A 12,447-nucleotide genomic window follows, 5' to 3' on the forward strand; every position below is an offset into this window, starting at 1 on the left:
GCGCCCTTCGGTGTCATCTGTTGGGATTGTCGCGATCCTTCAGCGCGTAACTGGTCAGCAGCCGGGCGGCGTCTGCGGTAAGAGGCTGGGAGGGCGGGGTCATCAGCAGCCTGCCAAAGAGCGCGCGGGTCGCTTCGTCCAGCATCAGCGTGTCAAAGCGGGCCTTGCGCCACTGGACTGCCTTGTGATGCAGGTCGGCAAGAACCGGATCCGCCATGAGCTCTGTCTGCAAGGCCATGCGGCGGGTGCGCAGGCTATCGATAGAGCGGTCCTCGTCGGTGTTGAGATTGCGTTCGACCCAGTAGTCCAGCGCAATAGCCGCATCCGCATGCCCCGGTCGCCCGCGCGCCGCCTTCAACACGAAGCTTTCCATGGCGCCCAGAGGGTAGTGATTGAGTTGCACCAGACCATAGTTCGGTTGGCCGTAGTCGGAAAACACCCGGCGTGTCTTGAAGGGCTCGCCCAGCGACCGGCCTGTTCCGTCAAACCAGCGGGCTTGGTCGAGCCGATCCCGATTGGGTGCCTTGGGGCGATGGACCCCAAGTTTTCCATATGTGCCATTGTTGCGATAGAGCGTCTTGAACAGCGCTGCGCGCCAGGGCCACAGCATCACCTCGGGGGCACAGCGGGTAAAGAGCTCCGTTATGGGATGATCCTCGTAACGCGCCACGCCAGCGTTGCCAAAGAGCCGCCAGGTGAGTGTGATTGCGGTGGCCTGAGGCAGCGCAGAAATCAGCGCGGGCAGGGTGTTGTCGTCGGTCTTGACGTTCACAAACTCATCAATATCGAGGGCCAACAGCCACTCAGCCTGTTGCACCAGCGGATGCGCATCAGCCAGCCGCAAAGCGCTGAACTGGATGCCGCGATTTCGGTAAGGCCCGTCGTTGCGCAGATGCGCCAACCAGCCTCTCTCGGCCAAGCGGTCCAGCATCACATCGGTGCCATCATCGCAGTCATTCGAGCAGACAACAAAATGGGTAATGCCCGCTGCCCGGTGATGCGCCAGCCATTCCAGCAGGAAGGCTGCCTCGTTGCGCACGGTGAGAACGGCCGTAATGTTCGAGGCCTGATCAGCCATGGGCGGGGCGGGTTTGCGGCGATTTCATGGGCAACCCGACCTTTGGTTGGCGACACACGGGACACCATCGCAGGTACATTTGGCCCGGTCAATGTAGACCAAAAGGCCCCCCATCAGCGCTTGACCTGCCGGGGTTTGAATGCAGGTATCATCCCCCAAAGAGGAGGGCACATGGCCGGAGTTGAGACGATTGATGCCGTGCAGGAGATGCTGGCGGCCGAGGGCTATGTCTGTGACCGGGCACTCGGCACGGTGGTGTTTCTCGCGCTGCGGCTGGGGCGGCCGCTGTTCCTTGAAGGCGAAGCTGGCGTTGGCAAGACCGAGATCGCCAAGGCGCTGGCGGCGGGGCTGAACCGGCGGCTGATCCGGCTGCAATGCTACGAAGGCTTGGATGCCGCGACCGCAGTCTATGAGTGGAATTTCCCGGCGCAGATGGTGGCCATTCGGACGGCTGAGGCCGCAGGCGGCGCTGAACGCGCGGAGTTGCAGGCAGAGCTTTTCAGTGACGCCTATCTGATCGAGCGGCCCTTGCTGGAGGCGATGCGGCCCGATGAACACGGCGCGCCGGTGCTCTTGATCGACGAGTTGGACCGGACGGACGAGCCCTTCGAGGCTTTCCTTTTGGAAGCCCTGAGCGATTTTCAGGTGACGATCCCCGAGCTCGGAACAATCAAGGCGCCCGAGCCGCCGGTGGTGATCCTGACGTCGAACCGCACGCGCGAGGTGCATGACGCTCTCAAACGCCGCTGCCTCTATCACTGGGTCGACTACCCGGAGTTCGACCGCGAGATGGAGATCCTCGCTGCCCGTGCTCCCGAAGCGGCAGAAGCCCTGAGCCGCGAAGTGGTGGCCTTCGTGCAGCAGCTGCGCACCGAAGATCTCTTCAAGAAACCGGGCGTGGCGGAAACCATCGACTGGGCGAAATGTCTGCTGGCGCTCGACGTGATCACCCTCAGCCCGGAGGTCATCGCCGATACGCTGGGCGCGATCCTGAAGTATCAGGACGACATCCGGAAGCTGCAAGGCTCTGAGGCCAAACGCATCCTCGATCGGGTCAAATCCTCTCTCGAGCCGGCCTGATGTTTCTTCTGGCCATAAATATCCCGGGGAGGCGCGCAGCGCCGGGGCGGAGCCCCCAAAAAGCCCATGCCTGAATACGCGCCGCTTGATCTGCCCGAGCACCCGAAGCTCGCAGGCAATATCACCCATTTTGCGCGCGCGCTGCGGCGCGCGGGGCTGCCGATTGGGCCGGGCCGGGTGATCGATGCGATCCGCGCGGTGGAGGCGGCGGGGTTCACGGAGAAACGCGACTTCTACTGGACGCTGCACGCCTGTTTCGTGAACCGGCCAGAGCACCGGACGGTGTTCGCACAGATCTTCCGGCTCTACTGGCGCGACCCGCGCTATCTGGAGCACATGATGTCCTACATGATTCCGGCGGTGCGGGGCGTGCAGGAAGAGCGCAAGGCTCAATCAGCGGAGAAGCGGGCCGCGGAGGCGCTGCTCGACGGGGCGGAGATGCCGGATTACGGGAACGGCGATGAGGACGAGCCGGGCGAGACGGAGATCGAGATCGACGCGAGCCTCACGATGTCTTCCGAAGAGCGGCTGCGCAGCCTCGATTTCGAGCAGATGAGCATGGCGGAGATGGCGGCGGCAAAGCGGGTGCTGGCGAAGCTCACCCTGCCGGTGCCGCCGATCCTGTCGCGTCGGGCGCAAGCGAGCAGGCGCGGACGCGGGATTGATACCGCCCGTACACTGCGCGGCGCGATGCGGCAGGGCGGGGAACTCTACCGGATTGCCCGCCGGGAGCCACGGCCACGCTGGCCCAACCTTGTGGTGCTTTGCGATATCTCGGGCTCGATGAGCCAGTACTCCCGGGTTGTGCTGCAGTTTTTACATGCGGTGGCGAATGCGAAGGGTGCCGGATGGGCGAAGGTGCACGCGTTTACCTTTGGCACGCGGCTGACCAACATCACGCGGCATCTCAAGCATCGCGACGTGGATGCGGCCCTGGCGGCGGCGGGGGCTGAAGCGCAGGATTGGGAGGGTGGGACGCGGATTGGCGCGTGTCTCACCGCCTTTAACCGCGACTGGTCGCGGCGGGTGATGGGGCAGGGCGCGGTTGTGCTGCTGATCACCGATGGGTTGGACCGCGACGATCCGGAGGCGCTGGAACGGCAGATGGAGCGGCTGCATCTTTCGGCACGGCGGCTGATCTGGTTGAATCCGCTGCTACGCTGGGAGGGGTTTGCGCCGAAAGCCCGTGGGATCGCGGCGATGCTGCCGCATGTGGACAGCTTTCGCGCGGGGCATTCGATTGCCTCGCTGGAGGATCTGGCGGTGTCCTTGTCACGTCCAGATGATGTGGGTGAGAAGGCGCGGCTGATGCGGGCCTTGTCTGGGTAGGATTGGTCAGCGGAGCGCGCTGGCGCGCGCATTCCATGTTTTGTTTGGCGCTTCGGGCTCACCGTCCCAGAAGGTCCGGAGCCACCCGCGCATTTGGTCCTTGCCTGACGGGCGCGCCGTGCCTGTCAAGTGGAATGGCGGTTTCCGCTGCGCGGAGCCTCCGCAATTCCACTTGACCGCCCCGCCTTACCCGCGTCCGACCGGCCCCATGCGAGGGCGGCTCCGGACCAGAGGTCAGGCGACAGCGGTGGCGAAGGTGGTGCGGTAGAGCGCTGTGAGGTCGGCGAGAGGGGCGCTTTGCGTACCGAAGGTGAGGTTTTCGCCGCCGAAGGTGCCGATTTGGGTTAGCGGCAGGTTGGCTGAGGTGGCAGCGTCTTTCAGCGCCGCAGCGTGATCGGGCTTCGCGACGATCAGATAGCGGGCCTGGTCTTCGGCGAAGAGCTGGGCGGTGTCGCCCGCGTCAAGCGTGAGGCCGAGGCCTGCGGCTTCGGCCAGCTCGAAGGCGGCGAGCGCGAGGCCGCCGTCGGAGAGGTCAGTGCAGGCGGCGATGTCTGCGCGGTGGGCGCGGATGAAATCGCCGTGAGCTTTTTCGTGCTCCAGATCAACGGGAGGGGCGTCGCCATCGCTGCGCCCCAGGTGTTCGGCGAGCAGGGCGGATTGGCCGAGGTGGCCGGTCGTCTCTCCCAACAGTAGCGCCACGTGGCCTGCGCGGATGTCCATGCCGATGATGTCGTTGGTGTGGGCGATCAGACCTACGGCGCCGATCGTGGGTGTAGGCAGGATCGCAGCACCATCGGTTTCGTTGTAGAGTGAGACATTGCCCGAGACGATGGGCATGTCGAGGGCAGCGACGGCTTCGCCGATGCCTTTGATGGCGCCTACGAACTGGCCCATGATGCGGGGTTTTTCGGGGTTGCCGAAGTTCATGTTGTCCGTGGTGGCAAGCGGTGTGGCGCCCACCGCCGTCAGGTTGCGATAGGCTTCAGCCACGGCCTGCTTGCCGCCTTCGACCGGATTGGCCTGCACGTAGCGGGGGGTCACGTCGGAGGTGAAGGCGAGGGCCTTGTCGGTGCCGTGCACGCGGACGATGCCCGCGCCGAGGCCCGGTGTGCGGACCGTGTCGGCCATGACCATCGTGTCGTATTGCTCGTAGACCCAAGTCTTGGCGGCGTAATTCGGGCTGGCGAGCAGGGATTTCAGGCCCGCGATGGGGTCGACTTGTGGCACCTCGGTGAGCGGGGTCGGGCTCGGCGTTTCCTCCCACGGGCGGTCGTATTCGGGGGCGGTGGAGGCCAGCTTGGACAGCGGCAGGTCGGCTTTGACCTCACCGTTCAGCATGATGAGGAAGCGGTCTTCGGCGATGGTCTCACCCACGATGGCGAAATCGAGGTCCCATTTGTCGAAGACGGCTTTGGCTTGCGATTCCAATTCGGGGCGCAGGACCATGAGCATGCGTTCCTGGCTCTCAGACAGCATCATCTCATAGGCGGTCATGGCCTCTTCACGGACGGGCACGTTTCCGAGATCAAGGCGGACGCCGAGGCCGCCCTTATCGCCCATCTCGACGGCCGAGCAGGTGAGGCCCGCAGCGCCCATGTCTTGGATCGAGATCACGGCACCTGTGGCCATGAGCTCCAGCGTGGCTTCCATCAGGCGCTTTTCGGTGAAGGGGTCGCCGACCTGCACGGTGGGGCGCTTTTCTTCGATGCTGTCGTCAAACTCCGCCGACGCCATGGTGGCGCCGCCCACGCCGTCGCGGCCCGTTTTGGCGCCGAGATAGACCACCGGCATGCCGACGCCCGAGGCGGCGGAGTAGAAGATCTTGTCGGCATCCGCGAGGCCAGCAGCAAACGCGTTCACCAGGCAGTTGCCATTGTAGGCAGGGTCAAACCGAACCTCACCGCCCACCGTGGGCACGCCGAAGGCGTTGCCGTAGCCGCCGATGCCTTCGACGACGCCGTTGACCAGCTGCCGGGTCTTGGGGTGCGCAGGCGCGCCGAAGCTGAGGCTGTTCATAGCCGCGATGGGGCGCGCGCCCATGGTGAAGACGTCACGCAGGATGCCGCCTACACCGGTCGCGGCACCCTGATAGGGCTCGATATAGCTGGGGTGGTTGTGGCTCTCCATCTTGAAGACCACGGCCTGCCCGTCGCCGATATCCACCACGCCTGCGTTCTCACCTGGGCCGCAGATCACTTGTGGCCCCTCTGTCGGCAGGGTGCGCAGCCATTTCTTCGAGGATTTGTAGGAGCAATGCTCGTTCCACATCGCTGAGAAAATGCCCAGTTCCGTAAAGCTCGGCTCCCGGCCAACGATCTCAAGAATGCGCGCATATTCATCCGGGCTCAGCCCATGGCTTGCGACCAGATCCGGTGTGATAGCAGGTTCAGTCATCGCGCAAATGGCCCCCGTGGCAGATGTTGCGGGTGTCTTTAGAGGAAGGGCTGCGCAGGGAAAAGAGCAAAGGCGACCACGCCATCACTCTTGCCCGATCAAAAAAAAGGCCGAGCGAAAAGCTCGGCCAAGTCCAACAGGGAGGTATGAAGGCAGATGCAGCGCATCCGCTCCTTCAAGAGATCAAATAAGAGGCGGCTTGCACACGATCAAGGCTGTTTCGAGAAACTCTGGACATGCCCGATATGCATGTGGCGCATGGCTCATGCCAGAGGTCAGATTTTCTGCTTTTCCCTCAGTTGCTTGCGGTAGGCGATGATCTCGTCCTGAACAAAGTCCTTGAAGGCGGCAACCCGCTGAGAGTGCCGCAGCTCTTCGGGGTAGGCCAGGAAGACGGGCACATCAGCCGACTCAACATCCTGGATCACGCGCACGAGGTCGGGAAAGTCCTCGGTCACATAGTCGGGCAGCACCCCGATGCCAAGGTTGTTCAAAACACCCTGCAGCACGCCGAAATAGTTGTTCACGGTCAGCGTTGATCTGATGTCATAGGTCATCAGATGCTGCACCAGGTTGCGGCCCGCGCCGACCTGATCGCTGTTGGTGTTCTGGCAGATCAGGCGGTGGTTTTCGATCTCCTCGATCTCGACCGGGGTTCCGTTTTCCGCCAGATAGTCGGGCGTGGCAAAGAGGCACATGCGGATCATCATCAGTTTCTTGCGGATAAGATCGGCCTGACTTGGTTCCTTCATGCGGATGGCCACGTCAGCCTCGCGCATGGGCAGGTCGAGCACGCGTTCCTCCAGCATCAGATCGACCTTGAGGTCGGGGTATTGCTCGTAGAGCTTGGGCAGACGCGGCGCGAGCCAGAGCGTGCCAAAGCCGGTGGTCGTGGTCACACGCAGCTCGCCAAACACCTCTTCCTCGCTGTCGCGGATGCGGGCGGAGGCAGTGTCGAGCCGTTTGGTCATGGCGGAGGTGGCGTCGAATAGAAGCTCCCCTTGTTCGGTCAAGATCAGCCCGCGCGCATGGCGGTGAAAGAGCGTTGTGTTCAACATCTCTTCCAACCCGCGCACCTGGCGGCTCACGGCGGATTGCGACAAATTGAGCTTGTCTCCGGCATGTGTCAGCGAGCCTGCATCGGCCACCGCGTGAAATATTCTGAGCTTATCCCAATCCATGAAACACCTTGTACCAAACCCTGCGGGTGTCCTACCGACATATTGTTTCGAAATACAGTCGAGCTGTGCGCATTCTGGCCGAAACAGCAAAAATTCCCTATGCAGGTCAGCTTTTGTGACCTATTATTGAGTCAAATCTGTGCAAATCTAGGAAGCTGGGGAGGCGACCAATGAGCACTCAGAAGATTTCGTTGAACGACCGTTACGATCTGGAGAAAAGCCCCGTGCTGCTGAACGGCACGCAGGCGCTGGTGCGGCTGATGCTGATGCAGAAGGCGCGGGACCGGGCGGCGGGGCTGAACACCGCCGGGCTCGTCACAGGCTATCGCGGCTCGCCCCTGGGCGCGGTGGACATGCAGATGCAGCGGGCGGAGAAACCGCTGACCGAACATGACATCACCTTTCAAGCCGGTCTCAACGAAGATCTGGCCGCCACGGCGCTTTGGGGCAGCCAGCAGGCGGAATTGCGCGGTGAGGGCAAGTTCGACGGGGTCTTTGGGCTCTGGTATGGCAAAGGACCGGGGGTCGACCGGTCGGGCGATGTCATGCGACATGCGAATATGGCGGGCTCCGCAGCCCATGGCGGCGTGCTCATGGCCATGGGGGACGACCACACGGGCGAAAGCTCGACTGTGCTGCATCAGTCCGAATGGGCGATGGTCGACGCCTATATGCCGGTGGTCAGCCCGGCCGGTGTGCAGGAAATCCTCGACTACGGCCTTTATGGGTTTGCTCTATCGCGGTTTTCCGGGCTTTGGGTGGGGCTCAAGACTATGAAGGACACGGTTGAGGTGACCTCGGTCGTTGATGCATCACCGCTACGTGCGCAATTTGTGCAACCCGCCTTCGAGATGCCGGAGGGGGGGCTAAACATCCGCCTGATCGACACGCCGCATGCCCAGGAAGCGCGGATGATCGACCACAAGCGCTTTGCGGCGGAGGCGTTTTCTCACGCCAACAAGATGGACAAGCGCGTCTGGGGCAAACCGGGCGCCAAGATCGGCTTTGTGGCGGCAGGTAAGAATTGGCTGGATTTGGAGCATGCGCTGACGCTTTTGAACATGGACGCGGGCGAAGCCGAACGGCTGGGGGTCACGACCTACAAGGTTGCGCAGACCTTCCCGCTGGACATGAAGGGCTTTCACGATTGGGCTGAGGGGCTGGACCTGATTGTGGTGGTGGAAGAGAAGCGCAAGCTGATTGAAGTGCAGATCAAAGAAGCGATCTTTGACGACCGACGCGGGCGGCGCGTTTACGGCTGGCACAAGGGCGGTGGTGCAGGCTCGATGCACGGCGAAGAGCTGTTTCCGACCCGGGGCGCGCTTGATCCAATCATGATTGCAGAGAAACTGGGCGGCATTCTGATCGAGGAGGGGCGCGATACGGATGGCATCCGTGCCGGTCTTCAGCTGCTGGATGAGGCGCGGCGCAATGACAACGCCGAGGATATCGCGGCACGGCTGCCGTATTTCTGTTCGGGTTGCCCGCATAACTCCTCCACCAAACTGCCGGACGGGTCGCGCGCCTATGCGGGGATTGGCTGTCACTACATGGTGCAGTGGATGGATCGCGAGACCACGGGCTTCACCCATATGGGGGGCGAGGGCGCAAACTGGATCGGCGAGGCGCCGTTTTCGACCCGGTCGCATGTGTTTCAGAACCTCGGGGACGGCACCTACAATCATTCCGGCGTGCAGGCCATTCGCGCAGCGCTGACTGCGGGCACAACCATGACCTACAAGATCCTCTACAACGATGCGGTGGCCATGACAGGGGGGCAGAGCAACGACGGTGATCTGGACGCGCCACGCATCGTGAAAGAGCTGCAGGCGATGGGCGTGCCGCATATCGCTGTTGTCTATGATGAGAAGGAAGACGTTGACCTGAAAGCGTTTTCCGGCGTCGAACTGTATGAACGTGCCGATTTGCAAACTGTTCAGGAGAAGTTTGCAAAGTTGTCTGGTGTCTCTGCCATTGTCTATATTCAGACCTGCGCGGCGGAAAAGCGGCGACGGCGCAAGCGCGGGCTGTTCCCGGACCCGGACAAGCGGGTGTTCATCAACACGGATGTCTGCGAGGGCTGCGGTGACTGCGGTGTGCAGTCGAACTGCGTGTCGATTGTGCCGAAAGAGACCGAACTGGGCCGCAAGCGGGCGATTGACCAATCTTCCTGCAACAAGGACTTCAGCTGTGTGAAAGGCTTCTGCCCGTCTTTCGTCACGCTCGAAGGTGCGCATGTGCGCAAAGAGGCAACAACCGAGCTGTCCTTGCCTGACCTTCCAGAGCCTGAGTTGCCAACGATCAACGGCACGTGGAACGTGGTGATCACCGGGGTGGGCGGCACCGGCGTGGTGACGATTGGCGCTTTGATGGCGCAAGCGGCCCATATTGACGGCAAAGGCGCGGGCATGATGGAGATGGCGGGACTCGCCCAGAAAGGCGGGGCGGTCCACATCCACTGCCGCCTTGCAGAGCATCCCGGGGACATCAGTGCCATTCGCGTGGCAACCGGTGAGGCGGATGCGCTGATTGGCGGCGATCTGGTTGTCTCTGCCGGGGCGAAGACGCTGGGGCTGACACGCACGGGGCGCACCGGCGCGATTGTGAACAGCCACGAGATCATCACCGGTGACTTCACCCGCAACACCGAATTTCAGCTGCCAAGTGATCGGTTGGCGCTGGCGCTTCAGGCGCGGTTGCAGGACCGGGTCGATCTGTTTGATGCGTCTGAGCTTGCTAAAGCGACGCTTGGCGACTCGATCTTCTCCAACATGATGATCTTTGGCGCGGCCTGGCAGCGGGGGCTGGTGCCCCTATCACTGAAGGCAATCTCCGAAGCGATCAGGCTGAATGGCGCGGCGGTCGAGCGTAACCTGCGCGCCTTCGAGATCGGGCGCTGGGCCGTGTTGTACCCGCAGGACGCCGCAGCAATCCTGCAGCCCAAGGTCATTCAACTGCCAAAGACGACGGACGAGCAGATCGCCTTCCGGGCGGAGCATCTGACTGCCTATCAGGGAAGGCGGCTGGCCAGGCGATACCGCAAATTTCTGGAGCGGATCATGGACAAAGATGTGCATGAATCTGCGTTAAAAGGCTATCATAAACTATTGTCATATAAGGATGAATATGAGGTTGCGCGACTGCTTCTAAGCTCCCGCGAAAAGGCCGCAGCCGAGTTTGACGGCGACTTCAAAATGTCTTTCCATCTGGCGCCCCCGATGCTGTCCAAAACCGGACCGGACGGTCGCCCGATGAAGCGCAGCTTCGGGCCATGGTTGGAACGTCCGCTGCGGGTGCTGGCCCGGCTGAAATTCCTGCGCGGCACGCCTTTTGACCCCTTTGGCTACACTGCGGAACGGCGCATGGAGCGGGGGCTGATCAAGCAATACGAGCGCGATATGCAGGAAGCGCTTGGCCTGCTCGATGACGCCACGCGGCCAGCGATTGTCGCGCTCGCCGCGCTGCCGCTGGATATTCGGGGCTTTGGTCCGGTGAAGCAGCAGAACGAGGCCAAGGCAGCCAAACGCCGCGAGGAACTGCTCGCCGTGATCCGCGCGGGTGGCGCCGAGACCGCACGCGCCGCTGAATAGCGTTCACGGATCTGACATATCTTCTGGGCATACTGGACCGCCAAAGCTAAGATTGCGCCGCAGCGGCATGAGGACACCCGGGATGGGACGCGCCAATATCACGCGAGATATAAGCTATTCCTATTCAGCACAGACGCGCGGCGGGCGAGCGCTGATCCGTGTGATGGAGAACAGCACAGGCCGTCTGCGGCTGATCAAACGCGCGCGTGGGTATGAAAATGAAGTCGCGGCGGGGCGTGGGTTTTTTGACGTCATGGCTGCGCGCTATGGGCTATCATTGGATGTGGTGGCCGGATCCCTGGACGACATCCCGCGGAACGGCCCGCTGATCCTGATTGCCAATCACCCCTACGGCATTCTGGATGGTCTGATGATGGGGCATATTCTGAGCACGACCCGGGGCGATTTTCGCCTGATGGCCAACTCGGTCTTTCGCAAGGCCGAAGATCTGAACCGCTTCATCCTTCCCATCAGCTTTGACGAGAGCAGAGAGGCGCGCGCGCTCAACATTGCAACGCGCAAGTCGGCGCTGGCGTATCTGACCGGCGGCGGCGCAATTGGCGTCTTTCCCGGTGGGACGGTCAGCACTGCCGCGCGCCCCTTTTCGCACCCGATGGACCCGGGCTGGCGCAGCTTCACCGCCCGGATGATCGCGAAGTCGCATGCCACGGTGCTGCCGCTTTATTTCGAGGGGCACACAAGCCGTCTGTTTCAGATCGCAAGCCATATGCATTCAACCCTGCGCATGGGATTGCTGATCAAGGAGTTCAAAAAACGCGTCGATACGCCCGTGCGTATCGCGGTTGGCAAGCCGATCGGGCGTGCGGTGCTGGACCCTTTGGCCAAAGACGGCAAAGCGATGATGGATTTCCTGCGAAAAGCCACGTATGAGCTGTCAACAGGCCCGGAAAAGTGTTTTGATCTGGGCTATGAGTTTGAAGACCGGCACCGATCCTGAGCAGGTGCCACGAAGGGCACCGGGTGCATGGCTGTTGGGATTTTTGATAGCGGTTTGGGCGGGTTGACTGTATTGCAGGCGGCCCAAAAGCGGCTGCCGGACGTGCCCTTTGTCTATCTGGCCGACAGCGCGCATGCGCCTTACGGCGTGCGCACGGCGGACGATATCTTTGATCTAACCTGCGCGGCTGTTTCGCGTTTGTTTGAAGCGGGTTGCGATCTTGTGATCCTGGCCTGTAACACGGCGTCGGCGGCTGCGTTGCGGCGGATGCAGGAGGCCTGGGTGCCCGCCGACAAGCGGGTCCTGGGCGTCTTTGTGCCGCTGATCGAAGCCATGACGGAGCGGCGCTGGGGCGACAATTCCCCACCGCGCGAAGTTGCGGTCAAGCACGTGGCGCTCTTTGCCACGCCTGCCACAGTGGCCAGCCGGGCCTTCCAGAGGGAGTTGGCCTTTCGCGCAATCGGAGTCGACGTAGAAGCGCAGGCCTGCGGCGGTGTTGTCGATGCCATTGAGGATGGTGACATGATCCTCGCGGAGGCCCTTGTGCGCAGCCACGTGGATGCGCTGCGCCGCAAGATGCCTGCGCCTGATGCGGCCATTTTGGGCTGTACGCATTATCCGCTGATGCAGTCGACCTTTCAGGATGCGTTGGGCGCCGATGTGCGCGTGTTCAGCCAGGCGGCTCTTGTTGCGGACAGCCTTGCCGACTATCTGGACCGGCACCCGGATATGGCGGGCACGGGCACGGCGGGGTTCCTGACCACTGGGGACCCTCGGCGCGTAAGTGACCGCGCAACCCAGTTCTTGCGACGACAGATCACCTTTCTCTCTGCCTGA

8 protein-coding genes are annotated in these 12,447 nt (G+C 62.3%); 5 read left to right on the forward strand and 3 right to left on the reverse strand.

Annotated elements, in window-relative coordinates; genetic code table 11:
- Nucleotides 1-13: 13 nt before the first annotated feature.
- Nucleotides 14-1,078, reverse strand: coding sequence for a glycosyltransferase family 2 protein (locus So717_RS17185; RefSeq protein ID WP_159979604.1), 1,065 nt, complete (start codon nucleotides 1,076-1,078; stop codon nucleotides 14-16).
- Between the two features lie 171 nt (nucleotides 1,079-1,249).
- Here So717_RS17185 and So717_RS17190 point away from each other — a divergent pair, with 171 nt between their 5' ends.
- Together So717_RS17190 and So717_RS17195 are read left to right on the forward strand one after the other, a co-directional pair.
- Nucleotides 1,250-2,158, forward strand: a complete 909-nt coding sequence (locus tag So717_RS17190) for an AAA family ATPase (RefSeq protein WP_159979606.1) — start codon at nucleotides 1,250-1,252, stop codon at nucleotides 2,156-2,158.
- Between the two features lie 66 nt (nucleotides 2,159-2,224).
- The gene (locus So717_RS17195; protein ID WP_159979608.1) at nucleotides 2,225-3,487 is read left to right on the forward strand and encodes a vWA domain-containing protein; all 1,263 of its coding nucleotides are present in this window, start codon (nucleotides 2,225-2,227) and stop codon (nucleotides 3,485-3,487) included.
- A gap of 234 nt (nucleotides 3,488-3,721) precedes the next feature.
- Here the strand turns inward: So717_RS17195 and purL are convergent, their stop codons facing one another.
- Together purL and So717_RS17205 are read right to left on the reverse strand one after the other, a co-directional pair.
- Nucleotides 3,722-5,881, reverse strand: a complete 2,160-nt coding sequence (gene purL, locus So717_RS17200) for a phosphoribosylformylglycinamidine synthase subunit PurL (RefSeq protein WP_159979610.1) — start codon at nucleotides 5,879-5,881, stop codon at nucleotides 3,722-3,724.
- 275 nt (nucleotides 5,882-6,156) lie between these two features.
- Nucleotides 6,157-7,062 (reverse strand): LysR family transcriptional regulator, encoded by a 906-nt coding sequence (locus So717_RS17205; RefSeq protein ID WP_159979612.1) that lies wholly within the window; start codon nucleotides 7,060-7,062, stop codon nucleotides 6,157-6,159.
- Between the two features lie 170 nt (nucleotides 7,063-7,232).
- Here So717_RS17205 and So717_RS17210 point away from each other — a divergent pair, with 170 nt between their 5' ends.
- The 3 genes from So717_RS17210 (at nucleotide 7,233) to So717_RS17220 (ending at nucleotide 12,447) form a co-directional block, all read left to right on the forward strand.
- Complete coding sequence (locus So717_RS17210; protein ID WP_159979614.1) at nucleotides 7,233-10,652, forward strand: indolepyruvate ferredoxin oxidoreductase family protein; 3,420 nt, start codon at nucleotides 7,233-7,235, stop codon at nucleotides 10,650-10,652.
- Between the two features lie 82 nt (nucleotides 10,653-10,734).
- Nucleotides 10,735-11,610: a lysophospholipid acyltransferase family protein gene (locus So717_RS17215; protein WP_159979616.1), complete on the forward strand. Its 876-nt coding sequence runs from the start codon at nucleotides 10,735-10,737 to the stop codon at nucleotides 11,608-11,610.
- Nucleotides 11,611-11,637: 27 nt separating this feature from the next.
- Nucleotides 11,638-12,447 (forward strand): glutamate racemase, encoded by an 810-nt coding sequence (locus tag So717_RS17220; protein WP_159979618.1) that lies wholly within the window; start codon nucleotides 11,638-11,640, stop codon nucleotides 12,445-12,447.

Origin of the sequence: Roseobacter cerasinus (assembly GCF_009811755.1) — a bacterium.
Taxonomy (GTDB): domain Bacteria; phylum Pseudomonadota; class Alphaproteobacteria; order Rhodobacterales; family Rhodobacteraceae; genus Roseobacter; species Roseobacter cerasinus.